Source organism: Sphingomonas sp. HMP6, assembly GCF_013374095.1.
Classification (GTDB): Bacteria; Pseudomonadota; Alphaproteobacteria; order Sphingomonadales; family Sphingomonadaceae; genus Sphingomonas.
In genome coordinates this window covers 3,563,481-3,589,434 of the sequence record NZ_AP022672.1, presented here as the reverse complement: position 1 = coordinate 3,589,434, position 25,954 = coordinate 3,563,481, and the positions used below count along the sequence as shown (strand labels likewise).

28 protein-coding genes and 1 tRNA gene are annotated in these 25,954 nt (G+C 61.4%); 15 read left to right on the top strand and 14 right to left on the bottom strand.

Annotated features, from left to right (window positions below; all coding sequences use genetic code 11):
• The first annotated feature begins 43 nt into the window (after nucleotides 1-43).
• Nucleotides 44-799, top strand: a complete 756-nt coding sequence (locus HMP06_RS17575) for a metallophosphoesterase (protein ID WP_232089770.1) — start codon at nucleotides 44-46, stop codon at nucleotides 797-799.
• Nucleotides 800-969: 170 nt separating this feature from the next.
• Entirely contained in the window at nucleotides 970-1,410 is a 441-nt protein-coding gene (locus tag HMP06_RS17570) for a hypothetical protein (RefSeq protein WP_176498254.1), read from the top strand.
• Between the two features lie 229 nt (nucleotides 1,411-1,639).
• Here the strand turns inward: HMP06_RS17570 and rfbB are convergent, their stop codons facing one another.
• The 9 genes from rfbB to rpsU form a co-directional block, all read right to left on the bottom strand.
• A complete protein-coding gene (gene rfbB, locus HMP06_RS17565) occupies nucleotides 1,640-2,710 on the bottom strand; it encodes a dTDP-glucose 4,6-dehydratase (protein ID WP_176498253.1) in 1,071 nt (356 codons plus the stop codon).
• A complete protein-coding gene (gene rfbA, locus HMP06_RS17560; RefSeq protein ID WP_176498252.1) occupies nucleotides 2,707-3,588 on the bottom strand; it encodes a glucose-1-phosphate thymidylyltransferase RfbA in 882 nt (293 codons plus the stop codon). Before rfbA ends, rfbB begins: the two co-directional genes overlap by 4 nt.
• 77 nt (nucleotides 3,589-3,665) lie before the next feature.
• Entirely contained in the window at nucleotides 3,666-4,535 is an 870-nt protein-coding gene (galU, locus tag HMP06_RS17555; RefSeq protein WP_176498251.1) for a UTP--glucose-1-phosphate uridylyltransferase GalU, read from the bottom strand.
• 79 nt (nucleotides 4,536-4,614) lie between these two features.
• Nucleotides 4,615-5,016, bottom strand: coding sequence for a hypothetical protein (locus HMP06_RS17550; RefSeq protein ID WP_176495225.1), 402 nt, complete (start codon nucleotides 5,014-5,016; stop codon nucleotides 4,615-4,617).
• Entirely contained in the window at nucleotides 4,961-5,083 is a 123-nt protein-coding gene (locus HMP06_RS17545; RefSeq protein ID WP_176498250.1) for a DUF2474 family protein, read from the bottom strand. The genes HMP06_RS17550 and HMP06_RS17545 overlap by 56 nt, the downstream gene beginning before the upstream one ends.
• Nucleotides 5,083-6,084, bottom strand: a complete 1,002-nt coding sequence (gene cydB, locus HMP06_RS17540) for a cytochrome d ubiquinol oxidase subunit II (protein WP_176498249.1) — start codon at nucleotides 6,082-6,084, stop codon at nucleotides 5,083-5,085. Before cydB ends, HMP06_RS17545 begins: the two co-directional genes overlap by 1 nt.
• Nucleotides 6,081-7,490, bottom strand: coding sequence for a cytochrome ubiquinol oxidase subunit I (locus tag HMP06_RS17535; protein WP_176498248.1), 1,410 nt, complete (start codon nucleotides 7,488-7,490; stop codon nucleotides 6,081-6,083). The genes cydB and HMP06_RS17535 overlap by 4 nt, the downstream gene beginning before the upstream one ends.
• A 157-nt stretch (nucleotides 7,491-7,647) precedes the next feature.
• Nucleotides 7,648-8,283, bottom strand: coding sequence for an FKBP-type peptidyl-prolyl cis-trans isomerase (locus HMP06_RS17530; RefSeq protein WP_176498247.1), 636 nt, complete (start codon nucleotides 8,281-8,283; stop codon nucleotides 7,648-7,650).
• A 79-nt stretch (nucleotides 8,284-8,362) separates the two neighbouring features.
• The gene (rpsU, locus tag HMP06_RS17525) at nucleotides 8,363-8,569 is read right to left on the bottom strand and encodes a 30S ribosomal protein S21 (protein ID WP_106640311.1); all 207 of its coding nucleotides are present in this window, start codon (nucleotides 8,567-8,569) and stop codon (nucleotides 8,363-8,365) included.
• Between the two features lie 154 nt (nucleotides 8,570-8,723).
• On the opposite strand from rpsU, the gene cysS reads away from it, so the two are divergent.
• The 3 genes from cysS to HMP06_RS17510 all read left to right on the top strand — a co-directional run bounded on the left by cysS (nucleotide 8,724) and on the right by HMP06_RS17510 (nucleotide 12,731).
• Nucleotides 8,724-10,151, top strand: coding sequence for a cysteine--tRNA ligase (gene cysS, locus HMP06_RS17520; protein ID WP_176498246.1), 1,428 nt, complete (start codon nucleotides 8,724-8,726; stop codon nucleotides 10,149-10,151).
• Nucleotides 10,148-11,083: an NAD(P)-dependent oxidoreductase gene (locus HMP06_RS17515; RefSeq protein ID WP_176498245.1), complete on the top strand. Its 936-nt coding sequence runs from the start codon at nucleotides 10,148-10,150 to the stop codon at nucleotides 11,081-11,083. The genes cysS and HMP06_RS17515 overlap by 4 nt, the downstream gene beginning before the upstream one ends.
• Before the next feature lie 61 nt (nucleotides 11,084-11,144).
• Nucleotides 11,145-12,731, top strand: coding sequence for a class II 3-deoxy-7-phosphoheptulonate synthase (locus HMP06_RS17510; RefSeq protein ID WP_176498623.1), 1,587 nt, complete (start codon nucleotides 11,145-11,147; stop codon nucleotides 12,729-12,731).
• 20 nt (nucleotides 12,732-12,751) lie between these two features.
• On the opposite strand, the gene HMP06_RS17505 is transcribed toward HMP06_RS17510, so the two are convergent.
• Nucleotides 12,752-12,898 (bottom strand): lmo0937 family membrane protein, encoded by a 147-nt coding sequence (locus HMP06_RS17505; protein WP_176498244.1) that lies wholly within the window; start codon nucleotides 12,896-12,898, stop codon nucleotides 12,752-12,754.
• A gap of 132 nt (nucleotides 12,899-13,030) precedes the next feature.
• Here HMP06_RS17505 and HMP06_RS17500 point away from each other — a divergent pair.
• The 3 genes from HMP06_RS17500 (at nucleotide 13,031) to HMP06_RS17490 (ending at nucleotide 15,451) form a co-directional block, all read left to right on the top strand.
• Nucleotides 13,031-13,105, top strand: a tRNA-Glu gene (locus HMP06_RS17500).
• A gap of 763 nt (nucleotides 13,106-13,868) precedes the next feature.
• On the top strand, nucleotides 13,869-14,798 hold the full coding sequence (locus HMP06_RS17495) for a hypothetical protein (protein ID WP_176498243.1): 930 nt from the start codon (nucleotides 13,869-13,871) through the stop codon (nucleotides 14,796-14,798).
• Nucleotides 14,795-15,451, top strand: coding sequence for a response regulator (locus HMP06_RS17490; protein WP_269473390.1), 657 nt, complete (start codon nucleotides 14,795-14,797; stop codon nucleotides 15,449-15,451). The genes HMP06_RS17495 and HMP06_RS17490 overlap by 4 nt, the downstream gene beginning before the upstream one ends.
• Here the strand turns inward: HMP06_RS17490 and HMP06_RS17485 are convergent.
• A complete protein-coding gene (locus tag HMP06_RS17485) occupies nucleotides 15,440-17,194 on the bottom strand; it encodes a sensor histidine kinase (protein WP_176498241.1) in 1,755 nt (584 codons plus the stop codon). The genes HMP06_RS17490 and HMP06_RS17485 overlap by 12 nt on opposite strands.
• 296 nt (nucleotides 17,195-17,490) lie before the next feature.
• Between HMP06_RS17485 and HMP06_RS17480 the strand changes: the two genes are divergently transcribed.
• The 4 genes from HMP06_RS17480 to HMP06_RS17465 all read left to right on the top strand — a co-directional run bounded on the left by HMP06_RS17480 (nucleotide 17,491) and on the right by HMP06_RS17465 (nucleotide 21,398).
• Nucleotides 17,491-18,453: a hypothetical protein gene (locus HMP06_RS17480; RefSeq protein WP_176498240.1), complete on the top strand. Its 963-nt coding sequence runs from the start codon at nucleotides 17,491-17,493 to the stop codon at nucleotides 18,451-18,453.
• Between the two features lie 106 nt (nucleotides 18,454-18,559).
• Nucleotides 18,560-19,462 (top strand): hypothetical protein, encoded by a 903-nt coding sequence (locus HMP06_RS17475; RefSeq protein ID WP_176498239.1) that lies wholly within the window; start codon nucleotides 18,560-18,562, stop codon nucleotides 19,460-19,462.
• A gap of 46 nt (nucleotides 19,463-19,508) precedes the next feature.
• Nucleotides 19,509-20,066, top strand: a complete 558-nt coding sequence (locus HMP06_RS17470; protein ID WP_176498238.1) for a DUF3617 family protein — start codon at nucleotides 19,509-19,511, stop codon at nucleotides 20,064-20,066.
• 831 nt (nucleotides 20,067-20,897) lie between these two features.
• Nucleotides 20,898-21,398, top strand: coding sequence for a MucR family transcriptional regulator (locus tag HMP06_RS17465; protein ID WP_176498237.1), 501 nt, complete (start codon nucleotides 20,898-20,900; stop codon nucleotides 21,396-21,398).
• Nucleotides 21,399-21,419: 21 nt separating this feature from the next.
• Here HMP06_RS17465 and HMP06_RS17460 read toward each other — a convergent pair whose 3' ends face one another.
• Both HMP06_RS17460 and HMP06_RS17455 read right to left on the bottom strand, forming a co-directional pair.
• Nucleotides 21,420-22,319, bottom strand: a complete 900-nt coding sequence (locus HMP06_RS17460) for a HEPN domain-containing protein (RefSeq protein WP_176498622.1) — start codon at nucleotides 22,317-22,319, stop codon at nucleotides 21,420-21,422.
• Nucleotides 22,320-22,383: 64 nt separating this feature from the next.
• On the bottom strand, nucleotides 22,384-22,614 hold the full coding sequence (locus HMP06_RS17455; RefSeq protein WP_176498236.1) for a sigma factor-like helix-turn-helix DNA-binding protein: 231 nt from the start codon (nucleotides 22,612-22,614) through the stop codon (nucleotides 22,384-22,386).
• A 563-nt stretch (nucleotides 22,615-23,177) separates the two neighbouring features.
• Between HMP06_RS17455 and HMP06_RS17450 the strand changes: the two genes are divergently transcribed.
• The 3 genes from HMP06_RS17450 to HMP06_RS17440 all read left to right on the top strand — a co-directional run bounded on the left by HMP06_RS17450 (nucleotide 23,178) and on the right by HMP06_RS17440 (nucleotide 25,129).
• Nucleotides 23,178-24,020: an IS110 family transposase gene (locus HMP06_RS17450; RefSeq protein WP_332103016.1), complete on the top strand. Its 843-nt coding sequence runs from the start codon at nucleotides 23,178-23,180 to the stop codon at nucleotides 24,018-24,020.
• 558 nt (nucleotides 24,021-24,578) lie between these two features.
• Complete coding sequence (locus HMP06_RS17445; RefSeq protein ID WP_443026519.1) at nucleotides 24,579-24,800, top strand: helix-turn-helix transcriptional regulator; 222 nt, start codon at nucleotides 24,579-24,581, stop codon at nucleotides 24,798-24,800.
• A 116-nt stretch (nucleotides 24,801-24,916) separates the two neighbouring features.
• Nucleotides 24,917-25,129, top strand: coding sequence for a DUF6771 family protein (locus HMP06_RS17440; protein WP_176498234.1), 213 nt, complete (start codon nucleotides 24,917-24,919; stop codon nucleotides 25,127-25,129).
• Nucleotides 25,130-25,482: 353 nt separating this feature from the next.
• On the opposite strand, the gene HMP06_RS17435 is transcribed toward HMP06_RS17440, so the two are convergent.
• Entirely contained in the window at nucleotides 25,483-25,947 is a 465-nt protein-coding gene (locus HMP06_RS17435; RefSeq protein ID WP_176498233.1) for a hypothetical protein, read from the bottom strand.
• Between the last annotated feature and the right edge of the window lie 7 nt (nucleotides 25,948-25,954).

Genomic DNA, 25,954 nt, shown 5'->3' with positions numbered 1-25,954 from the left:
CGCAGATGCGCCCGGCGGAATGTCGGATCATTTGGAAACGACCGTGGGACTGTTCAGAAAAACCCCGAAACCCGCCCCGCCCCCCAGCGGCCCGCCTGGTACCCGCGCCTACGCGATCGGCGACGTGCATGGCCGGCTCGATCTTCTCCGCGATTTGCTAGACCAGATCGACGCCGACAGTCAGGCCCGCCCCTGTCAACGCGAATTCATCGTGTTTCTCGGCGACCTGATCGACCGCGGACCCGATTCGCGTGGCGTACTTCAACTATTACAAACGATTCGCCTGAATCTGCCCAATCCCGTGTTCGTGATGGGCAATCATGAGGAGATGTTGCTGCGCGTGCTAGGCGACGATCCTGAGCGCGTTTGGGACTGGATGAGTTTTGGCGGATACGAATTCGCGCAAAGTTACGGCGTCGAAGTGGGCCGCCTGGCCACGCTTCCGGCGGCAGCGGCGGCAGCCGAAATTCGGGCGGCGATGCCTCCGACCGATCTCGCCTTCGTCGAGTCCTTCGTCGATAGCTTTCGCTTCGGCGACTATCTTTTCGTGCACGCCGGCATCCGCCCAGGCACGCCGCTGGAACAGCAGAAAATCTCGGATTTGCGCTGGATTCGCGAAGATTTCCTCGACAGTTCGGCCTGCCATCCCTTCGTCGTGGTGCACGGCCACACGATTAGCGATGGCCCGGATGAGCGCCCTAATCGCATTGGAATCGATACCGGGGCCTATGCCAGCGGCGTGCTCACAGCGTTATGCCTGGAGGGGACCGATCGCAAATATCTCACCGCCGTTGGCTAGAGGATTTTCGCTTGTCCTACGCCTTGGGTGCAACCCAAATCGTCCTGTGGCGTTTCGGCATCTCACTCATGTTTTTTGTGCGAGCGCGAACGATTTGAGGGTAGACAAAATGACTGCTCGTGGGTATTCCGATCACCGAGCACCGCCAAACGGGTTCAAGGGAGACTGAGATGAAATTTTCGCGGGTAACCGCCGCCATTGTGATGGCGAGCCTTTCGGCACCGCTGTTTGCGGCTTCCGAGCAATCCGTCGGCACGCTGACCGCAGTGTCGCAGGGCACTGTTGTTGCACGTGACGGCAAGCTTCTTCCAGCACGCGCTGGCCAGTCGCTGTTCGTTGGCGATCGGGTTATCACCCGTGGTTCTTCGGCGAAGGTCGCAATGCAGGGCTGCAACGTAGCCCTGAAGCCAACGTCAATCCTGTCGGTCGGTACCGCTGGTTGCGCTGCACCGCAGTCGTTCGCGGCAACGCAGGACGATACGTCCGGTGCCGGCGAAGGCACCGGTGGTAGCTCGACGGGCTACATCATCGGTGGTTTGGCGCTTGTTGCTGTTGCCGGTGGCATTGTCGCCGCAACGAGCAACACCAGCACGAAGGCAGTTAGCCCCTAGTCTTAGGGTCTTTGCCAAGAGAATTTGGGGGTCGAGTGAAAGCTCGGCCCCTTTTCTTTTCGTGGGTGGTCTCCTCCGCTGCGGTGGTTATGGAGGCGAAGACGCCATTGCATGGACCATAGCGTCCATCTGTAAATTGCAGACGCACTAGCGCTCTTGAGCTTAAGCGCAGCTTCCGCCGCCCATCATTTTTTGATCTCGCCCGAATGTAGCGGCGATCGTCGGTGGGTTAGCCGACCAGCGGTACGCTCTGTGCGAACGACGCGCTTTCCGCCAAATACCAATCGATCGTCCTGGTCAGCCCCTCGGCAAACGCGATCTCCGCGCGCCAGCCCAGATCGCGCTCGATTCGGCTAGGGTCGATCGCGTAACGGCGATCATGGCCCGGCCGGTCGGTCACCAACTGGATCAGCGAGCGGCGGCGCTTCCCGTTCGCAAGGGGAGCCTTCGCATCGAGCAGATCGCAGATCATCGCAACCACCGCGATGTTGCTATGCTCGGCGCGGCCGCCAATAACATAGGTCTCGCCCACGGCCCCACGCATCATCACGGCATCGAGCGCACGTGCATGATCCTCTACATGCAGCCAGTCCCGAACATTCTCCCCCGTCCCATACACCGGCAAACTGAGCCCTGCCGACGCCCGCGTGATCGTCAGCGGAATCAACTTTTCGGGAAATTGATGCGGCCCGTAATTATTGCTGCAATTCGACAGCACAACCGGCAGACCGAAGGTGTGGTGCCACGCGCGCACGAGATGGTCTGACGCAGCCTTCGACGCCGAATAGGGCGATGACGGGCGATATGGCGAGTCCTCGTCGAATTTGGAGCAATCGAACGGCAAGTCGCCAAACACCTCGTCAGTAGAGATATGATGAAAGCGGAAGCGGTCCTTTGCAGCGCCCTCAAGCCCGCGCCAGTGATTGAGTGCAACTTCGAGCAGGTGGAAGGTGCCGGTTATGTTGGTCTCGACGAACACCGCCGGGCCATCGATCGAGCGATCAACATGGCTCTCCGCAGCGAGGTGCATTACCGCATCGACGCGCTCCTCCGCCAATAAGCGGGTCACCAGCACGCGATCGGCAATATCCCCCTGGACGAAGCGATAGTGTGGCGATGCGGCAACATCGGCGAGTGCTGAAAGCGAGCCGGCATAGGTCAGCTTGTCGAGGTTGATGACACGCGTGCGCCCCCCCCGAACGAGATGCCGGCACACCGCCGAACCTATGAAGCCCGCCCCCCCGGTGACCAGCACACAGCGTTCGGGCGTTGCCGCGGCGAGTGATACGACGGCGCTCATGCCGCCGCCTTGGCGCAGGAGCGCAGATACCGCGCATAGTCGGTCTTGCCCATCGAATCAGCCCGCGCGGTCACTTGCCCCGCATCGAGCCAGCCGAGATCGAGCGCGATTTCCTCAGGGCATGCGATCTTGATGCCCTGTCGCCGCTCGATCGTCCGTACGAACGACGAGGCGTCGTGAAGCGAATCGTGCGTGCCCGTGTCGAGCCATGCGTAACCGCGACCCAACCGCCCGACCGACAGGGCATCGCGCGCCATATAGGCCTTGAGCACGTCGACGATCTCGACTTCGCCGCGTGCAGAGGGCGTGAGGCCCCGCGCGATCTCGACCACGCCGGCATCGCAAAAATACAGGCCGGTCACCGCCCAGTTCGACTGCGGTTCGGCCGGCTTTTCCTCAATTCCCGTGGCGCGCCCGCTGACCGGATCAAACGATACCACCCCATAGCGTTCGGGGTCGTCGACCTGATAGGCAAAGACGGTTGCCCCGCCCTGCTCCGCCGCGAGCGCGGCCGCGCGGCACTTCGCGCCCAGTCCATCTCCATGATAGATATTGTCTCCCAGGATCAGCGCGCACGCCTCCCCGTCGAGGAAATCCGCGCCCAGCAAGAAAGCTTGCGGCAGGCCGCCGGGTTCTGGCTGTTCGCAATAGGACAAGGCTATACCGAACGCAGAACCGTCACCAAGCAGCAAGCGGAACATCGGCAAATCACGCGGCGTGGAAATGATCAGGATCTCGCGGATCCCGGCCAGCATCAGGACCGACAACGGATAATAGATCATCGGCTTGTCGAACACCGGCAGCAATTGCTTCGACAGCGCCAGCGTCGCCGGATACAGCCGCGTTCCCGCGCCACCGGCCAGAATAATACCCTTCATGCGTTTTCGCACCCGTTTTCGTGAACGGGTCACTCTAACGCGAATTGGTTAAGGCTCTCTGGTACGCCGAATCTCGACTATTTCAGCAGATTGACCGCAAACGCGCGTACGGTTTCGCCGATATCGTCGCGTCCCACCGCGACGGCGAGGTTGGCGGTGACGTAGCCCGCTTTATCGCCGCAATCGTAGCGCTTGCCGTCGAAAGTCAGCCCGTGGAACGGCTGATCACCGATCATCCGCGCCATTGCGTCCGTCAACTGAATCTCGCCGCCCGCGCCCTTGCCTTGATTCTCGAGCACGCGCATAACTTCGGGCTGCAAAATATAGCGACCGATCACCGAAAGGTTCGACGGTGCAGAACCCTTTGCCGGCTTTTCGACCAGCCCCTTCACTTGCGTGAGAGCGCCGTCGCGCGTGCCAGGCGTGATAACCCCGTACATATGCGTCTGATCCTCAGGCACTTCCTGCGCGCAGATCATATTGCCGCCGACCTTCATATAGGCATCGACCATTTGGCGCAGGCAGCCCGGTTTTCCGACCATGAAGTCGTCGGCGAGCAGTACCGCGAACGGCTCATCGCCGACGATGTCGCGGGCGCACCAGACCGCGTGACCCAGGCCCATCGGCTCCTGCTGCCGCACATAGGCGACCGCGCCGGGCGCGAGCCGGGTCTGGTCGAGCACTTCAAGCGACTTGCCGCGTGCTGCCATCGTCGCCTCGAGTTCATAGGCAATGTCGAAATGATCCTCGATCGCCGATTTACCGCGTCCGGTAACGAAGATCATCTGTTCGATCCCCGCTTCGATCGCTTCGTCGACCGCGTATTGGATCAAGGGGCGATCCACCACGGGCAACATTTCCTTGGGCATCGCCTTCGTCGCGGGGAGAAAACGGGTTCCCAAGCCACCAACGGGAAAAACGGCCTTGCGCAGCGGCTTGATATGCATGGGAACCCTTAGACCCTGATGATTCGCGTGACGACCCGCGTTACCGCGCACACGCGCGCATGGAAAGGCGCGGCTATTCTTAGCGTTTATCCAAGAACCGCCGGAACAGCGGCCACGTCGCGGCGATGACGACCGGCCACAGCATCGTCAGCACGAAATCATGGATGCTGTCGGGAAATGCAGTTTCATTATTCGGCCGTATACCAAGCGAGCGCATGTCGTAGATTTCGTTGATCGCCTCGATCACCGCCACCGTGAGCAGCGGGCGCCAGTTCCACGGTGGCCGCCGCAACAGCAATGCGACGAGAATAAGAATCGCCATGCCAGCGTGGACATGCAGCGCATCGTCGCTGATGTGCAACTGCTCGCCCATCTGCCGCTTGAAAATGCCCCAATCCACGGCGTCCACCTTTACGTCGGAAAGATCAGGCGCGTAACCACAGTTTAATGGCATATGCCACCACGCTGAGCGCAAGGACACTGATCACCCAAATGCCCGCCATCCAGGCGAGCCGCTTCCATAGCGGTGCGACGCGGCTCTCGATCATCAATGATACCCCTCGCCAACCTTGCCGCGGAACACCCAATAACCCCACGCGGTGTAGCCGATGATCAGCGGCAGCATGATGCCGACGCCGATCAGCATGAAGACTTGAGAGGATTCGGGCGCAGCGGCCTGCCAGATCGTTACGCTGGCGGGCACGATATAGGGATACATGCTGATCCCCAGCCCGATGAAACACAGGCCGAACACGGCGATCGTGAGCACGAACGGCAGAATCTGCGCACCGCGGCCGAGCGACCGCCAGAACAGCAAGGCGATCGCAGCAACCAGGATCGGCACCGGCGCGGTGAGCAAGATGCCCGGCATCCGGAACCATCGGCTGTAATAATCATGGTTGAGGAACGGCGTGGCGAGGCTCACCGCCGCCACGGCCACCAAAGTCGCCACACCCAGCCAGCGTGCGAAGCCGAGCGCCTGTTCGGCGGTCCGTCCTTCGGTCTTGGCAATCAGCCAGGTCGCGCCGAGCAACGCATAACCTACCACCACGCTGACCCCGGTCAGCACGCTGAACGGTGTCAGCCAGTCGAGCCATGCGCCCCCGTAAGCACGCCCGGAGACCTTCACACCCTGTAGTAACGCGCCCAGGATCACGCCTTGGGCGAAGGCGGCAGTGAACGATCCAACGGTAAAGGCGATATCCCACCAGCGACGATGGCTGGGGTCGCGCCAGCGATATTCGAACGCCACGCCGCGGAAGACTAAGCCCAGCAGCATCGCGATGATCGGCGGATACATCGCCGGCATCAGGATCGCGTAGGCCAGCGGGAACGCCGCGAACAGCCCGCCGCCGCCCAGTACCAGCCATGTCTCGTTTCCGTCCCACACCGGCGCGATCGCGTTCATCGCCGCGTCGCGATCGGCGCCGACCTTGAACGCTGGGAACAGGATGCCGATCCCGAGATCGAAGCCGTCCAGCACGACATAACCGAACACCGCGAAAGCAATGATGAAGGCCCATACCGTGGCGAGATCCGCATTGATCATGCCGCATGTCCTTCCGGCTGGTGCGCAGGCGACGGCGTCGTTCCCGCCGTGCGGATCGGTGCGTCGCTGATCTCGCTCTCGCCCGTCTCGACACCCTTCCCGATCAAGCGCAAGATGTACCAAGTGCCGACGCCGAACACCGCGAAATAGACCAGCACGAAGGCGACCAGCGAGGCGCCGACTGCAGGTGCGGCGAGTGGCGAGGCACTGTCGACCGTGCGGAGCAAACCGTAAACCGTGTAAGGCTGACGCCCGGTCTCGGTCGTGATCCACCCGGCGATGACCGCGATGAACCCGGCCGGGCCCATCAGCACGCCCGCGCGGTGCAGCCACTTCCAGTCGTACAATTTGCCGCGCCACCGCGCGAACAGGCTCCACAGGCCAAGTCCGAAGATCGCGAAGCCAAGGCCCACCATCACGCGGAACGACCAGAACAGGATCGCGACGGGCGGCTGCTTGTCCTGCGGGATCGTGTCGAGCCCGGCGAGCGGCGCGTTGAGATCGTGCTTAAGGATCAGCGAGGATGCCTTTGGAATCTCGATCGCATAATCGATCCGCTTCTTTTCCGAATTGGGAATGCCGAACAGGATCAGCGGCGCGCCCTTGGGATGGCTGTCATAATGACCCTCCATCGCCATCACCTTGGCCGGTTGATATTCGAGCGTGTTGAGTCCGTGCGCATCGCCGGCCATGATCTGGATCGGCGCGACGATCGCCGCCATCCACATCGCCATGCTGAAAATCTTCCGCGCATGCGGCTCGCTCGGATTCTTCAGCAAATGCCAAGCCCCGGTCGCGCCAACCACCAGTGAGGTGGTCAGGTAGGCGGCAATCACGGTGTGGAGGAAGCGATACGGGAAGCTTGGGTTGAAGATCACCTTGAGCCATGATCCGGCCATTACGAACTGGCCTTGCGCGTTGATCGCATAACCTTGCGGCGTGTGCATCCAGCTGTTCGCCGACAGGATCCAGAAGGCCGAGATCGCGGTACCCACCGCAACCATGCAGGTGGCGGTAAAATGCAGCCGCTTGCCGACCTTCTTCATCCCGAACAGCATCACGCCGAGGAAGCCGGCCTCAAGGAAAAAGGCGGTCAGCACTTCATAGGCCATAAGCGGCCCCAGGATCGGCCCGGTCTTGTCCGAGAACACCGCCCAGTTGGTGCCGAACTGATATGACATCACGATGCCAGACACGACGCCCATCGCAAAGGCGACGGCGAAGATCTTTACCCAGAAGCGGAAGATGTCGAGATAGAGCTGCTTGCCCGTGCGCAGCCACAACCCTTCAAGCACCGCAAGATAGCTCGCGAGGCCGATCGAGAAGGACGGAAAGATGAAGTGAAAACTGACCGTGAAGGCGAATTGCGCACGGGCGAGAATAATCGGGTCAATGCCGTCGAACATGTCGTAGCTACCTCTCGCGCACCCCTTGCTCTCGCCTTACGCGAGCGGCAAGTGCGCAACGCGCATGCGACACTGTGGTCTCCACATGCAGGAACGTACGAACCTTATATAGGATGCGCGGTCTGGTTCGCCGACGCAATCACCGAAGCGACTTGGCTCAGCGCGCGCCGGGTTGTCCCTCTGCGCCGGGCGGCAGCGCACCAGGCGGCAAACCACCCGCACCACCACCGCGTTGCTGCTGCATCAACTGCTGCTGTTGCTGGATCTGGCGATAGGTCGACTCGGGGATGAATTCGAGCAGTTCGAGATCGAACACCAGCGTCGAATGCGGCGGGATTACGCCCTGGTCCTTCTCACCATACGCGAGGCTCGGCTTGATCCAGACGCGATATTTCGCGCCCTTCGACATCAGTTTCAATGCTTCGGAAAAGCCCGCGATCACGCCCTGTCGACCCGTCTCCGGGTTGCTGGCGACGACCGGGATCGGGGTAGGCTGCGGCGATTTGTCGAACACCGTGCCGTCGACCAGCCGACCTTCATAATTGATCAGGCCGATGTCCTCATCGGTCGGGTGCGGACCCTTACCGGGCGTAAGCACAAGATATTGCAGTCCCGACGGCGTGGTTACCACGCCCTTGGCGCGGGCATTCTTCGCTAGGAACGCCGTCGTCGGATCGATCGGCGTTTGCATCGCAAGCGCCGCGGCCCCCGCCACCGCCAAGGCGATGAAGAGCCACAGATACACCAAAATGCTCCGCTTGACGGGCTTCAGCGGGACAGCGGTGATCGACATGGTGGCTCCCGGGCGGGGGTCGAAGTCTATTTACGTCAGAACGAACGGCCGGCGCGCACTGGCCGGCCGAAGGGGATTCTTACCGAACCCCGTCGCGCTCCATGCGCTTGCGCTCCAGCTTGCGGGCGCGGCGGACAGCGGCGGCGCGCTCACGCGCGCGCTTCTCGCTCGGCTTTTCATAATGCCGGCGCAGCTTCATCTCACGATAGACGCCTTCGCGCTGCAGCTTCTTCTTAAGCGCGCGCAGCGCCTGGTCGACATTGTTGTCGCGTACGATGATTTGCATAAACCCGAAGTGCTCCGAATCGATAGATAAGCGCCGCCGCAAACATTGAGTCTGCGTCGCAAGGCGTGCGCCCTACACGCGGCACTCACAAGTTTCAAGGCATGGATCACCTTATTACGTGACTTTGGCCCAACCGCCTCTGTAAGCGAGCGTCATGACTGGCACCCCCCTCACCTTCTATAACAGCCTCACGCGCGCGACCGAGCCGTTCGTGCCGATCGATCTGGCACTCGTGCGAATCTACACCTGCGGGCCGACGGTTTATAACTATCAGCACATCGGCAACATGCGCGCCTTCCTGTTCGCCGATACACTCGGCCGCGTGCTGCGCTGGAAGGGGTATCCGACCAAGCACATCATCAACATCACCGATGTCGGGCATTTGACCAGCGACGCCGATGCGGGCGACGACAAGATGGAAAAGGCCGCCGCGGCGCAGGCAAAATCGATCTGGGAGATCGCCGCGCATTATACGGCGGCGTTCAAGGACGATGTCGCGCGGCTCAACATCGATCCGCCGGCTGAATGGACGGTGGCTACCGACCACATTCCGCAGATGATTGCGTTCGCGCAGGCGATCGAAAAGGACTGCTATCTGATCGAAGGCGGGCTGTATTTCGATACGACCCGTGTGCCCGATTACGGCAGCCTCGCGCGCGCCGTTTCGGATGCGGGCGAAAGCCGGATCGATCCCGTCTCGGGCAAACGCCATCCGCAGGATTTCGCGATCTGGCGGCGCTCACCTCCCGGGGAGCAGCGCCAGATGGAATGGGATTCACCCTGGGGCAAGGGCGCCCCCGGCTGGCACCTCGAATGCTCGGTGATGAGTCGCCAGCATCTCGGCCATCCCTTCGACATCCACACCGGCGGGATCGACCACCGCGAAATCCACCATCCCAACGAGATTGCGCAGAACCAGGCGTTTTGCGGTTGCGACGATACGGGCGCACGGATCTGGATGCACAACAACTTCCTGGTCGATCGCGGATCGAAAATGTCGAAATCGACCGGTGAGTTCCTGCGGCTCCAGACGCTGGTCGATGCCGGCTTTCATCCGCTGGCATATCGGATGATGTGCCTGCAGGCGCATTACCGCAGCGAGCTGGAATTCACCTGGGAGAATCTGGCGGCGGCGTTCACACGGCTCAAGCGCCTGGTGATCGCGCGCGACGCGTTGCGGTCGCGCGACGATTACCTGCTTAAGGGCGATGCCGAACCGTATCTCGCGCAATTAGAGGCGGCGGTTGGCGACGATCTCGCTACGCCGCGCGCGCTGACCGTGCTCGACGACCTGCTCGCCGACAAACGCCTGTCGCCCGCAACGCGGCTGCGCGCCCTTGGCGATTTCGACGCCGTGCTGGGCCTTAAGCTCGAGACGCTGAACCGCGCCGGTCTTCGGCTGCGGCCCGCCACGGCGACGCTCGACGAAGATGAAATCGAGGCCCACCTCGCCGCCCGCCGCGACGCACGCGTGGCGAAGGATTTCGCGGCCTCCGACGCGATACGCGATACGCTCGCCGCGGCCGGGGTCGAAGTGATGGACGGCGATTCGCTTAGTTGGGATTGGAAACTGACCGTATGAAAGCCGTCCTCCCCGCGTTCGTCCGAGGCCTGATCGAGGCGCATTTGCCCGACGATCTAGAGATCGCCTGGGTCACGACCCGTGAAGAGGCAACGGCAGCGATGGTCGATGCCGATATCGGCTGGGTCGATCTCTTCCCGCACGGTCTAACCCCGGAAGCCGTGGCGGCGGCGACATCGCTGAAATGGCTGTTCACCGCTATCGCCGGAATCGATTCGCTCGACATGGCGAAACTCACGCGCGACGGGACGATCGTCACCAACGGTAGCGGGATCAACGCCGTCGCGGTTGCCGAATATGCCGTGATGAGCGTGCTGGTGGCGGCGAAGCGCTATGACGAGGTGGTGCGGATCGCTGATCGACGTGCCTGGCCCGACTACGCCCCCGGCCGGATCGAACTGTTCGAAACCAGCGCGCTGATCGTCGGCTATGGTGCGATCGGACGTTTGATCGGCGAGCGGCTGGCCGCATTCGGCGTCGCGGTCACCGGTGTGACGCGATCGGGCCGCGACGGCACGCTGACCCCGGATGCGTGGAAGGCCAAACTCGGCGCATTCGACTGGGTGATCCTTGCCGCCCCCTCGACCGATGCGACGCAGGCGATGATCGGCGAGCGCGAACTCGCGGCGATGAAGCCCGGCGCGTGGCTGTTCAACCTTGGCCGCGGCGACATGGTCGATCAGGACGCGCTGATCGCCGCGCTCACGGCGCAACGCATCGGCGGCGCCTGCCTCGACACCGTCACGCCCGAGCCGCTGCCACCGGAAGACCCGCTGTGGGCCGCGCCCAACCTCATCCACACGATGCACCTGTCGGGTCGCAGCCAGACCAAGATGTTCCAGCGCGCCGCCGCGTTGTTCCTGCGCAACCTCGACGCCTTCCGCGATGGACGGCCAATGGAAAATGTCGTGGATCTGACCGCCGGGTACTGAATTACCCCGTCTGGGAAATTTCCGCTTGCCCGACTTACCCACGCTGGGTAATGCGCTGGGCATGACGACGATGGCAGGCATCAAGATCCGGCGCTTCCGCGAGGACCGTGCGCTCACCCGCGCCGCGTTCGGTGCCTGGTATGGCGCGCCCGGCTCGACCGTTCAGGGTTGGGAGGAGGACGGCAAACGCGCAAGCGGCCCGGCCGTCAATCAAATCGCGGCCAACGGCATCGCCACCCACGCCGATTGGTATATTTCGATTCGCACGGAGAATGACATGAGTGCTTGGGCCCCCGATAGCTGGACGCGTGCCGACGCGCGGCAGATGCCGACCTATCCGGACGCCGCTGCGCTCGACGCGGCGACCGATACGCTCGCCAGCTTCCCCCCGCTCGTCTTCGCCGGCGAAGCACGCAATCTGACCGCCGACCTCGCCCGTGTGGCGGAGGGCAAGGCGTTCCTGCTGCAAGGCGGCGATTGCGCCGAGAGCTTCGCCGAGCATAGCGCCAACAACATTCGCGATACCTTTCGCGTCATCCTGCAAATGGCGGTCGTGCTGACGTTCGCGTCGAAACTGCCGACGGTGAAGCTCGGTCGCATGGCGGGGCAATTCGCCAAGCCGCGGTCGGCCGATACCGAGACTCAAGGTGACGTTACGCTGCCCGCGTACCGCGGCGACATCGTCAACGATATCGACTTCACGGCGGACGGGCGCCAGCCCGATCCACAGCGGATGATCCGCGCCTATAGCCAGTCCGCGGCGACGCTGAACCTGCTGCGCGCCTTCGCGGGCGGCGGTTACGCAAATCTCGCGCAAGTCCATCGTTGGACGCACGATTACATGGGCCGCAGCCCGTGGGCGAAGAAATATGCTGAAACTGCCGACCGAATCGGTGAGGCGCTCGAATTCATGGCCGCCTGCGGGATCAGCCCGGAAACCGTACCGCAATTGGCCCAAACGAGCTTCTATACCAGCCATGAAGCACTGCTGCTCCGCTACGAACAGGCACTCACGCGGCAGGATTCGCTGACCGGCGACTGGTACGACACGTCGGCGCATTTCCTGTGGATTGGCGACCGCACACGCTTCGAGGGCAGCGCGCATGTCGAATATTTGCGTGGTATCGGCAACCCGATCGGCATGAAATGCGGGCCAAGCCTGGAGCCGGACGCGCTGCTGCGCTTGCTCGACACGCTCAATCCCAACCGCGTGCCTGGCCGCATGACGCTCATCACCCGCTACGGTCACGACAAGATCGAGGCGGGCCTACCCAAGCTGGTCCGCGCCGTGCTGCGCGAGGGGCATCCCGTCGTCTGGAGTTGCGACCCAATGCACGGCAATGTCGTCAAGGCGGCGAACGGCTACAAGACGCGCCCGTTCGACCGAATCCTGGCGGAAGTACGCGGCTTCTTCGCGGTGCATCGCGCCGAGGGGTCGATCGCAGGCGGCATCCACGCCGAAATGACGGGCCAGAACGTGACCGAATGCACCGGCGGCGCGGTGGATGTCACCGAGCAATCGCTGGCCGACCGCTACCACACCCATTGCGATCCGCGTCTGAACGCGGGGCAATCGCTGGAGCTTGCATTCCTGTTGGCGGAGATGCTCAACGTCGAAATGGCCGAACGGCGGCGCGCGGCGGCCTGAACCGCCGCGCACCGTTGACGCTAGACCACACGGCGCCCCTGCAGCAGCCGCACCACCACGACGATCAGCGCAATGACCAACAGCAAGTGGATCAACCCACCGCCGATATTAACCGCAAAACCCAATGCCCACAGCACGAGCAAAACAACGACAATGGTCCAAAGCATCTAAAATTCCCAAGATTTCGGCGATCCGCCCGTTCGGACCGTGACTGGGATAAAAACGCCGGTATGCGGCGCGAGTTCCGCTGCGCCTTGACGCCCCCCCTGCCGATGCGTATTGCCGCCGCTTCAACGCATGGCCCCTTCGTCTAGCGGTTAGGACGACGCCCTCTCACGGCGTAAGCACGAGTTCGATTCTCGTAGGGGTCACCAGCGTCAAGCCAGAATCGTCAGTATTCTCCGCTTTTTCACGCGGTGGTTGAAACGGCGCCCACATTTGGTCCCACACGATTTGCGGGCTTTTATGGGCCGCTTTGATGCATTGTGAGAAATTAAACGGGTTGCGCAATCAACGACTACGGCGATGGTTTGAGATGTTGCTCCTGCCGCCCGGCAGCTTTGCGGCAGAATGACCCAAGAAGCCGCGTTTATGGCCGTTTAAGCCCATCCCGAATGCGGTCGCTCGTTCAAGTGCCGCTAGATGGCCGAATGTGGGCCGCAAGCGGGCCGACTACTTTCAGGCGGCTCTCTAGGATAAGCGGCCCCTCCGATTGGCTTTGCAATTGCGGTGTCCCCTGTCCCCTTGGCGACTGGACCCGACGGCTGTAACGGTAGCGAAATAACGGAAGCCGTACGAGCGGCTGAAATAGCGGGCCGCCTTGGAAGGTCGTCGTGTCGCGCAATGAGGGGGCTCGAGTTGCGTTTAGCTATGAGCAGCAAGTTGAGGTCGCCGGCGGCTGTGGCATTTGTCGGCACGCTAGGTGCGCTTTGTGCATGGTTCGCGCTTGTCCACATCAGCGGGTATAGGCCGAACGCTTCGGCAGATTTCGATCGAGTTACACGCTCTATAACACCAGGGCTCGATATAGTTGATCGCACGACGTGCCAACGATGGCAGCGTCGAATAGTTCTCGTAAATGGCGTCGAGGACGGATTCGCCAGAGGAGGAAATGAGCCGGCGCGCATCGATCCGCGATTGCTCGGCACTGGTCTGTTCAAAGACCTTGCAGCGGGCAAAAATCGCGTAATGGGGCTCAGGAATTATGACGAACCCGGGGCCGACAAATACTTCACAGACTGGTTCCAGATGCCAAGCGGCATCGAGACTGCGCAGTTGGTGCTACGAACGCGCGGCGAGCCGGGAGCGGGCAACGATAATGTCCGATTAGGGGATTTAGTCGACAATCCTGATAACCAAGCTCGCTTCGGTACGATCGAATTTGGCCGACGGCTGAAAGACATCGAAAATCGTAAAACGCTGCCGGACGGCAGCATTTTGCTGACGATGAATTTGGCGCAATTACCCATGAGCATGCCGCCCGGATCGAGCGAACGGTTTGTGGATTGGGCGAACTCTCCCGCCCGGCCCGACCACGTAGAAGTAGCCATCGGCGACGACACCAGCATCGATTTCATGGCGCTGGTTCTTTGCATGGCACCCGACGACATACGTGGGGTCACCTTTCGCGAATTTCACAATAAAAGCATCGGCGAGGACCTGTCCTGGCTTCGCTGCAACGGAGATTTCAGTCAGCCGGGTTGCGACCCTTATAGTGGCGATATGAGTTGCGCTGCGGCGTTGCCGCTGGGATGCTTCAAGCCTGGCTCTAAAGCCCCTGACATTGCTCGATTGAAAAAATTAGGGCTGCAGTTGGATTCGTTCAACGGCGGCGAGGTTCGAATGACCACGCCGCTGGCGGGGACCGACTTTCCAACGCTAGCAACGGCCAACGCCCGTTGCAGTGCGGAATTCGGCGCAGGGTGGCGCGTCTTGAGCTATCATGAAGGCGGCGGAGGTGGCGTGATATCTTACAGCCGCATCCCGTCCAAATCCCGGATGTGGATCGATATCGTCGACCAACCGCACGCAAATTGCTGGGATCGAAACAGAGTGCGCAAGCGATGACTGTCGTCCCGACGTCAATCGCCGTCGGCGTTTTGGAAGACGACCCAGCGACGCGCGAATATTTGACGCTGTTGATCGAAGAGACCGATGGCTTTCACGTCGCGTTCGCCTGCGAGCGTATCGTCGACGCGCGGCGAGCGATAGAAACGACGCTCGCAGACATCTGTCTGGTCGATATCAAACTGCCCGATGGCAACGGGTTGGACTTTATCCGACATTTCGCGGACGCGACCGGGGGGCGGTCGCTGATCCTCACCGTATTGGGTGACAAGGCCAGCGTCTTGCTCGCCTTCGAGTTTGGCGCCAGCGGCTATTTGCTGAAAGACACCCCGCCTGACCAGATCATCCGCGACATCCATGCCCTGCATGCAGGCGGCAATCCAATCAGTCCGCAGATTGCGACCCATTTGCTCGGGATGCTCAGTCGACCGGATGCTAAAGCGACTGAAGTCGCCAACATCCTCACGCCCCGCGAGCGCGACGTCCTTCTGATGTTTTCGCGCGGCCTATCGTATCGTGAAACCGGGTCAGCCCTCGATATATCGCAGCATACTATCGCCGACCATGTGAAGGCGATCTATTCCAAGATGAGCGTGCATTCGCGCAACGAAGCGGTGTTCGAGGCGGTCCAAAACGGCTGGCTAGACCTGTGACGATTCTTGCGATTGAACTGGCACGATCAGTTCGATCCGGCTGCCGCCCATTCCCGGAACGCTGATCACATCGAACTTCGCCCCAAGCCTGGCCGCGCGCTGAGCCATATTCCCTAGACCTCTACCATGTGACACAGCGGTCGCCTCAAATCCGCGACCATCGTCCTCGAAAAGGATCGCCAGAAGCCCCGCATTGGGCGGAAGCTCGATTGTGACGGTAACGTGATTGGCGTGCGCATGGCGGACACAGTTGGTGAGCGCCTCCTGCAGGATACGGTACACGTTCAAGATGGCCCGCGGGTCCAATATGATCCGTGAGCAGTCTCCGCTCTGATTCCATATCAGCCCAATCCCCACCGCATCGAACTGCTGCCGAGCCCTGGTGTGAAACGTCGCAAGGGCCTGGGCCAGGTCGGTGCCGACATGGTCCAGTGAATCGGCCACCAGTCGCAAATCAACCAGCCCCGCCGCGACCTCGCTTTCGACGTCGGCGATTGCGATCTTGCGCATTCGAAGACGCATCAGCAGCGCTTGCATCTGCCCTCCGATGCCGTCGTGCATGTCGCGCACGAACCGTTGCCGTTCTTCGGCAACCGCTCGTGACCGGATTTCCTCGCGTAACGCTTCCTCCGCGCTCTTCGCGATCTTCGTCTGTTCGGCCGCAGTCGAACGAGCGGCCGCAAGGTCGCGGCGAAGCGCCATCACGTCCGATCCGAGCAGCAGCGGCAGGCCGATCGCGAGCAACGGGAGTTGGCCCAGGTTCGCAACGCCGATCAGCCACTTCGCGCCAGACGGCAAGATCGACCCGAACGCCAACATTGCAGCCGCAATTGTCGAAAGCAGCGCAGCCATCAGCAGACCGTCGAAGACGCCTCCAGACTTGCTTTCAAAACGATGCCGCAGCCCGAGGGCGATCAGCAAGCCAACGATCGAGCTCAAAATCCCGACAATAATCCAGAGCGGCGGGACACTGATTGCGCCATATGCCAGCGTCAGCAGCGAAACGGGCGCTAGCGCCAGGTGCAGCCTAATCCTTCGCCGCAACACGATCGCCAGCACGGAACTCAGCAAGCCCAGTACCGCGCACGCCAGGCCCGTCCGCTGGACGACCGTCCGCCACATATCCATGCGATTTGCGTCGAGTTGGAGTGTGTCGAAATCCCCTAGGTAAAAGTAGCGCATGCCGACATGGCGATCATCGCTCGAAACCACGATATCGACGCGATTGAATGCGCCCTTCAGGTAGTGGGAAGGAATGCGGACCAACACGCGACGATCCCCTGTGCCAGGTCCAGCAAAGTTCAGCAGGTCAGCGTCGCCTGCTGGAACGTTATTGACGTAAAGTCGGGCGTCGGCCCCGAGGAACGGAACGTAGACGCCGAGATTTTGGCCGGACGGCAGGTTCACGGGAGCCGAATAGTCATACTGTCTGGCCATGCTGACTGGCCAATCGAATTGCTGTGCGAAGGGCAGCACCCGGGTCGCCGTGACCGGCAGCCGGGGCAGGCCCAGATCTCCCGGCTCGACTAGCACTATCCCGTAAGTATCGGACTGGGGCGAGGTCGGCAGCGGCGGTTTGAACAACAGCGCCGCAATGAGGGTTGCAACGGCGACACAGGCGCACACTGCCAATCGACGGATCATCTCCGGCGTCACCGCGCTGCTAAAAAATACGAGCGCGCTGCTGACAGCAGCAGCGCTGGATTGGTTTCGTGTTCCAGCGCCGTGATGGATCGGCCGCATCGCACGCAGTTCAGGAAACGAGGCTGCAAATGGCCGATCATTTTAGGTATTCGCTGTCCTCGTTCGATCGGTCGCCGCTGCTGCGTTCGCTCCCGCTGCAGCGTAGCGCGCCACGATAGCACAGGCCACCCGACCGCCCCCCCATGATCGTGGGATAGCGCGGCGATTGCTCGACACGGTAGCCATCATGCCCAGCAAGAAGCGGGGCGGCTCTAGTTGATCCGCCACTCAGCCGAAGGCTTGAGACAGGCAGCACGGCAGATTTTCTGCGTTGCTTTTTGAAGAGGGAAATCGTGATGTTGAAATCGATATTATGCGCATCGGCCGCCACAACCCTGGCGATTTGCGCAACATCTGCAAAGGCAGATCAAAATGTCGGCGCCTTCAATGCGCAGCTCAAGTGCAAAGATGGCACGTCCTTTGGCTACAATACGGGAAATGCTGCCAGCGGCGTTCAGGCAATTTCGAAATGCAATGCAGGCCATGGGGGGCCGGACAACAAGCCGGTATTGGTCAGGCCGGATGCCTCCAGCAATGTGCAGATCGATCCCCGGGCGCCGGGAATGATGGCTACCGAAAACAGTGGCGGCGAAGGAGAGGAATTGACCGCCCCAGGCAGGCCGCCGCGCCCGCCGGTTCCGCTGGGCCCCTATCTTCCTTCGTGGGAAATCGCCGGACAATTCAACCCAACGAACAACATCAACGCAGCGACCAATCCGTTCGAGGTCTGGACCTATGGCTATACGGCGAACCCGGATTGTAGTGGGCCCGTCGTTCCTTTCCGGTTCAAGAAGTATGCAGGCGATATCGCCGGTCGCGCTGCCGCGCTCTGGTCGATGGGGCCGAACCCAGACAGCAATACGGGCGATCTGCCGATGGTCAGCCAGAGCGAAGGCGCGACCCAGCTAAGCCCGCTGCGGTATTCCCCCCAGGGCTTGGCCATGCACCCCGGACCGGCCAACCAATGTGCCGTGGTGCGCTTTACCGCCCCGGCGGCAGGCAAGTATCACATCGTCGGACGGTTCTGGGCCGAGAACATCACCGCAGGCGGTACGAACACGCTGACGAGCTTGTCGTTCAACGGCGGACCGCCGGTAAACGCGCTTAGCGTGACAGCGCCCAGCGGACCGGCACAAAGCAATCCGTTCGACGTGGTGCGGCAGCTTCAGGCGGGCAACACGATCGATTTCCGCGTCGGCGCTAATGGCAGCTTCTACAACGATACGACCGGCCTGAACGGGTACATTCAGCTGAACTGACCGCCTGTTTTATACAATCGCAGGCGAGGCGGACACAACCCAGCCTGGCCTATGGGCCACACCCATCCGGCTGTAGCGCAGCAAGCGTTCCAACGAGGAGCATCCCGTGAATCGCACACGATTCAAAAGCAGACCTTCGCCAATCATCGCCGCCGCTGCATTGGCCGCGCTGGGGCTTTCCAACCTTTCCCCCGTGCAGATCGCGGCGACCGGCGCTGTGCTCGGCTTTGGCGTGATGGCCACACCGGCTCTGGCGGCTGCGAACATTCCGGGGGTTGGTCTTGTCGTCAAAAAGAAGCCCGGCAATGCACCGATTGTCGCCCCCTCTGACAACAACGGCATTGTCCGCTTCGCCGGGCTGGAGCCGGGCGAGTATGAGGTCAGCCTGATCGACGGATCGCGTCCCGTCGCCGTCAAGGTCGGGGCCGACGGCATATTGACTGCGCGGGCACAGGCGTCGGACGACGGTAAGGACCGCTGGGCAGAAACGATCCTGGGGGGCGGCGGCAAGCCCAAGGATTTGTGCCGACCGCTGACCGAAATGTGTCCCTATCTTTTCGTCGCCCTGAAGCAGACGGTGTCGTTCGACGTGAAGGCGCTGTTTGGCAGCGACGGCCTGCTAGTTGCCGTGCCGGGCCGCGGGCCGGTTCGTGCCGATCCGGTCGCGCCAAAGATGCGGTTTATCGACGTGAACGCTAGCAGCTCCGCCGACATCGCCCGTCTTGCCCCCACCACCACGCCCGATGCGGCGCAGCTCATCGTCGCGGAGCGGACGAAGGGCGGCGCGTTCAAGGACCCGATCGATTTTGCCCATAGGGTGTGCCCGAAGGTCAGCGTTGATTTCGATCTTACCCCTACGCGCATTGGCCCCGCGCAGATTATCGCAAAATCGGGCGACCCAAAGACAAACGGCTTCAAATGCGCTCCGCCGCGCGCTGGGGAAGTGCCGACGCTGGAGCTTTATGGCCGCAAGCACAATTATGTCGGCCACGTCACCTTGCTGCGCTGATGCCAAAATTCGGTTTCCCGTTATCTTGCAAAAGAAAGACGCAGCTATGATCACGCCTTTCCGATTGGCGGCGCTCACCGTCTGCATAGCGGTGCTGCATGGGTGCGGCCCTGCGCAAAAGAGCCTGTCCGCCGCACCCGAGATCTTGCTCAAGCGTCAACCGGGAAGCTGGACGTTCGAGAGCGAAATTCTGGCTTTCGACGCGACCGGGATGTCCGGCGACATCGCCGAAATGGCCAAAGCCGGAAAGGCCGCGGTCGGCACGAAGAATGGCAGCGGGCCGGCGTGCCTCGAAGCAAAAACCGTCTCCGATGACAGTTTCAAAAAGCGATTGCAGGAAGCGATCCAGTTCGGGCCCGAATGGAAGGTGCAGCGTTCCTCGTTCGAGGATGGCAAGGTCGATTTCAAGGCGACGATGCGCAGCGTCGACCAAGGGGATGGCGAAATGACCATCGTCGGCACGATCAGCCCGACGCTCACCGATCTCACCCTGGTGACGACCAGCAACCGTCCAGGCGGGGGAACGGGCAGCCTCAGGACCACGATTCACACGCGCAACGCGCGGGTTGGGGCGTGCACCGCGGGCGAGGATACGCTTGGCTAAAGTTTAGGTGGTATCAGGCGAGCTTCGCCGAGCCAAATCTGGATCGCTTGAACGCCGGGTAGCAGGTCAGCTTCCGAAGGGCTGCTTTCGGGGTCTGCGGGTTGGGGAATCAATAGCAGGATTCGGGCGCATAACTGCCAGCCGCCTCGCCCTGAACGAACGGCCGCTTACCGCCTTCGCTCGCCCAAAAGCCGCCAGTCCGTTCTCCCCCCAAAATGACCTCGTACGCAGACGGTCCGCTCGCCACCCGTCGTACTCATCGAGACAAACGGAACGAATGGCGGCTTCCGGGATATTTGCTCCAGCCGGTGGATGGTCGAGATCGAAGCGCTGAGCAGTCACTGGCGGCGAAGTAGTCCAGCGCGTATTCGGCAACGGTGCCAGCGCCTCGCGCATTGAAAAACCTCACTAATTTCGCTTATTGGCTGGCAGAGGACGCGGGGGGCCAGCCGTATTTTCCTACTAAAAACATCCACATGCACCCAGCCTGCTGGCGGTGCTTTTATCTCGCCCTCTTAATTGCCCCCCGATTTCCAGGAATTTTCGCGTTCGCCAACCGGCCCGACAATGCAATCATCGTCACCGCGTCTGCCCTAGGAACAAGATTAATTCCATGGCTCTGGTGTATCGACCTGGCGGTCGTTGGATGTTGAGGGTGGACCAAAAGCTGACGTTGGCAGGTGAAACGGTACGGGCCGTCGCTTTTAATCGGTACGACATGTTTGCCTGAGTAATCCCAGAACTCGACACGCTCAAAACATCCATTATGGATCATGTGGCGTCGAGGTATACCACGATAAGATGATCGCCCGGCAATGAGCGGAGATTTTAATGTCTGACGAACCCACTTTGAACGCCGTCGAACTCGCGACTGAACTTACGATCGCCTGGCTCGGCAATCAGAACAATCGCGTCTCAGCGGAGGACGTGCCGGCGTTTCTTCGCGCGATGCACGCCACCGTGATCGAACTCTCTGGGCAAGCCTCGGCGCTCATTGAAACTCCAGATGCATCAGGTTCGGAAGGCTACACACCCGCAGTCTCGGCGCGCAAATCGCTAGCCTCGAAAGACCACATCATTTCGATGATCGATGGAAGACCGTACCGGACCTTGCGCCGTCACCTGTCTGGCCACGGGCTGACGCCTGAACAGTATCGCGAGCGCTACAATCTGCGACCCGACTACCCAATGGTGGCCGAAAGCTATTCCGAGCAGCGGCGCGCAATGGCGCTCAAAATCGGCCTCGGCAGCAAGGGGCGCGCGGCGAAAGCTGCGGCAAGCGCGCTAGCGGAAAAGCCGAAGCGCGGCCCACGCACTGCAAAGTCTGGCTAAGGGTGCTGGCGCCGCGTGGCTTCAGTGGCGCGGCGCAAGGCGACGGTCACAAACAGCTTTGACCAGCTGCTGCAGCGCCGCGACCCGCTCGCCGAGCCAGCGCAGTTCGCCGTCGCTGATTTCATAATGTTTCGAGTAGCGGGCGTTCACGTAGGCCTGCCGCAAAAGCTCGAAGCAGCGTCGGCTGAACTTATCGCTGCGGGGCCACGCCTCGATCAACTCAGGCGCGATTTCCTCGGCATGCGAACGAAGGAAATTTAGCTTGTGCGATTTTGGACTGTAGAGGGTCAGCACGAGCAGCGCGCAATGATAGAAGCGCTCGGCGCTCTGATGGAGCACGAATGCGGCCTCGTTTCGGTCGCCCGCTGCGCGCGCCCCCTCCCCCATCCGCAGAAATGCCTCGGCGCTCGGAAACCACTTCTCAAAGTGCTTCTCCGCCTCCGCCCTCGCCTCTTCCGACGGCAAGTCGCGGGACTGCGCGAACGGGAACCCCTCGGCCTCGCACAACGCGATCCCCTGGCTTACGATATCGACGAAGAACGGTCGACCCTTCTCAAGCTGGGCGTTCACGTCGGTCAGCGAATGGACGATGAAGTTGACCGGCGCACTAAGCGCTTTGGTGATGGTCGTATCGCGCATCAGCCGGTCCTCGGCGGCCGACCAATATTCGAATTCGGTCAGGCGCTCGTCATTGACGACGATCAGGATGTCATAATCGGACTGATAGCCGCCAACCGGATCATCGACCCAGTCGCCGCGCGCGAACGAGCCGTAGAGCACGATTTTGAAGATGCGCCGCGCCTTCTTCCAGTCCTTGGTGCCGATCGCGTGCGCGGCCTCGAACTCCTCGCACAATACGCGCGCGACATGGGCAAGCTCGCGCTGCCGAGAGGCGGGAAGATGATCGAGGGACGTGCGCAACATTGCTGCGGAACCTGCGGCATTCGCGGATGCGAAGGCAAGGCCTATCGCGTCCGCGAATGGATCAGTCGGCCTCGCTCGCTTCAACGAGATGGACCAAGGCGCTGGCCATGCGACGCTCCACCTCCGCCACGTCGATCTCCAAGCGCTCGGCGATCTCGCGATAGCCAAGGCTATCCAGCCGATGCAGCAAGAAGACCTCCCGCGTGACGGAATCCATCCGCCACAGCTTTCGCTCCAGCCGGGCCACTTCGGGCCTCACACGAGGGAGCCGACGCCAGAACCTCCACCTCATCTTTCTTCCTCCTTCCTAAAACGCACACGGCCCCGGAAAAGGGGGTGGGCGGCAAGGAGCGAACCGGCAGTCCCGCCGACGGAGGCGGGCCGCACCCGCAGGGCCGCAGCGAAGCGGAGGGCCCGGCGCAGCCGGGTTGCGGCACGCCGCGGCGGGACTAGAGGGTAGCGACGCCCACCCCCTTGGCCGCGGCCGCAACCAGCGCCAGCGCGCGAAGCGCGATGTCAGCTAACCGGATCGGAGATCCGGACTGCGTCAACGATCGTCACCCGCAGGGACGAGACGCGAAGCGGCTCGGCGCCGCACAGCGGCGTAGAGCGTGGCCGTGCGAAGCACGGGTCGCCATCGGAACGAATATTTGGGGCGCATCCCGAGTGGATTGCTTCGTGAAAATCGAGAGGCTCAAGTGATTGCACGGCACCGCATCTATGGGGCGGCTCACCGCTTTGCGAATTCAGACTCGGTGCAAATTAGACATTATCCATTCGTCGGCGGACCCCGAAACCTCGTTGCAGGCGCTCCGCGACCTGGCACCCAAATTAGGGCCGCCGACGCAAACATAAATGAGGTGCGCGATGACCTCGAAGTTTTGGGTTGGACTCGATGTCGGCGAAGTTAGCACAGCAGTGTGCGTGCTAGATCATACCGGGCTGCCCGTACTTGAATGTCCGTCGGGATCGACAGCTGACGACATCGCTAAATCCCTCGCCATGTTTCCACTCACCAACATTGCGGCGGTCGCGTTGGAGACAGGCGCCTCGCCGACGCTGCCCCCTCGCCTCGCCAAGTTGGGCTTTCCCGTCTCCGTTTTTGACTCGCGTAAAACGAGCAAAGTGCTCGCGGTTCGATGTCATAAGACGGACATCAACGACGCGCGCGGCATAGCGGAGATCGCACGGTTAGGGGGTGTACCCCGTTTGGCCGTACACGTTCGCGGACAGGAGGCTCAGCAAATTAGAACCGAGCTTGCCCTTCGACACCGCCTAGTCTGGCTGCTCGCCGCAAACCGGAACTGCCTTCGTGCGATGTTGCGCAACTATGGCAGCACCATCAAGCAGCTAGGCGTTGGCCTCGCTATGGGTACCAAAGTTGAGGCTGAGATTAAGGCCTTGGGGCAAACCGGCATGTCTGAGGCGGCGCGCACGCTACGTCCCCTGATTGAGCTGTGCGCACAGTTGCACCTGAGCATCCGACAGGCGGACAAGGATCTGAAAAGACGGGCCGAGGGTAACCCCATCACTAGCCGCTTCCTCAAAATTCCCGGTGTTGGCCCGATCTGTGCGCTGTCATTCTATTCGGCGATCGACGAACCCTCGCGCTTCCACCGGCCTGCGGACGTTGGCCCCTATCTGGGCATGGTGCCAACATTGAAACAGTCCGGGAAGGTTCTTCGCATCCAGTATTAGCCGGGCGGGTGATCGGCTTACGAGGACGCATCTGGTGATTTCCGCTGGCGTAATGTTGTCGCGGGCCGCTCAACGCTGTGCGCTGAGTGACTGGGGCAGCGAGTTGGCGAAGCGGGCAGGCTACGGGCGAGCCCGGATGGCGGTAGGCCGAAAATTAGCGATAGTCATGCTGACGATGTGGCAGACTAATAGTGAGTTCGAGCCATATCCCGTCAGACGTTAGCGTTCCGCCAAGCGGCGGTGGGCTTCGACTCCGAACAAGAAATCGTAGCCAGACTACGTCCCCTTACTGGAGCGAAGCCCGAAAAATTGGTACTATGTCGTCAGTCCGCCGGGTGGTCGGTTCGAATGTCCAAGGGTTAGCCCCAAAGGTTCCGACGCGTTTTCCCAAGACGTTCTCAACACCCGGCGAGCCGTTTGAACCTCGCCGGACGTGGTCTGGCGCAATACAGGTAACATTCCGACTACTCCACAGCTTGTTTCTTTATCCTTTAGTTGGATCGAAGGCCTTTGGCCTTGCTCCCTTTGATGGCTTGCCCGAGCCTCATCTGCCAGCGAATGCAGGAGCGAGCCATGTCGGACTTTGTTGACAGAATTCTCCGACTACCGACCGTACTCGATCGTACGGGCCTCAGCCGATCGACATTGTACCGGAAAATCAAGGATGGAAGCTTTCCCAAGCAGATCGCGATCAGCACGCGCTGTGCGGGATGGCGCGAGTCGGCTGTAACAGCGTGGCTTCGAAACCCGATTCACTACACCTGCCCGGACGAAACCTGATTTCGCTAACGGCCCGCCGATCACATGCCGTTCTCAAGGGCCGAGCTCCGACGCCATATGCGACGCGGCGCCGAACATATCTTGCCATTCGTTCCGCATATGTTCCACACGCCGATATGGCACAGCATCTCTCCGATTCGCCCAACGATCTCGAAAACCTGGCGCGCGAGGGCCTGATGCTCAGTCCGGGATGGGCGCGTGTCGGCCTCACCTTTGGCGACGAACGCTTGCGCGAACAGGCGTTGAACGAACTTGCGGCGAGCATCGCGAAGCGCATCGCCAACCCACCCGTCGAAGCCGATCCCGACCAGTTGCCGCTTGCGCTGTAATGGCATGGGCGCGACCATACGGCTGCTCAAGCTAGGGAATTTCATTCACCAGAATGCCAATGTGCAGCTGACTGCCGCGCGTGCGACCACCGGGGCGTGGTGTTAGCGCAACGCGCGCAGCGCTGGTTTTGCTGCCACGGCCGGAACGATCACGTCGATGTCATGAGCCGACACTTCCGCTGCAACGTCGGCCACGGACGGCCGGAGCGGATCCGCGCGGTACACCCCCTTACGACCCCTGACCTTTCCCGAATGGACGGCGCTCGAACGCGCCTGGGGGAATTGGTAAAGCACCTGCGCAACGGTTAGACCTTCCTCAATTTCGAGCGAGCAAGACTGCGCAATGAAAGCGGCTAACGGACCTTCCACTCGTAAGAATACGTGCCGCACAAGCCGGGACTGTCTTTGTCTTCTGGCTTTGTCGCGGAAGACCACACCGCCATGTTGACCGCACCGCCAACGCCATTCTGATAGCTCTGCCAGAGCACTACAAACCGTGCCTTCACCCCGGCCCCGCAAAGAGTGTTGCGATGTCTGAGCACGCCCGGATCGCTCGATAGCTCATAGATGCTCGCAGTGCTCTTTTCACCAGACTCATCCCACATGCGCCAAACCTTGCCGACAAGGCGCGCCGCCACGACTTTATTATCAAAAGTGATCGTTTTTGGACGGACGCGAACCGGTCCAGTGATGGCCTGTGCCGTGCGGCCGAGCGGAACCAGTGGATACGGGTCTTGCCACGCGTAATGTTCAAGAGCCGACTGAGATAGGGCAATCGACGGCACGGTTGCCGCGAGCAAGGCATTCAATATCTTCACTTTTCGA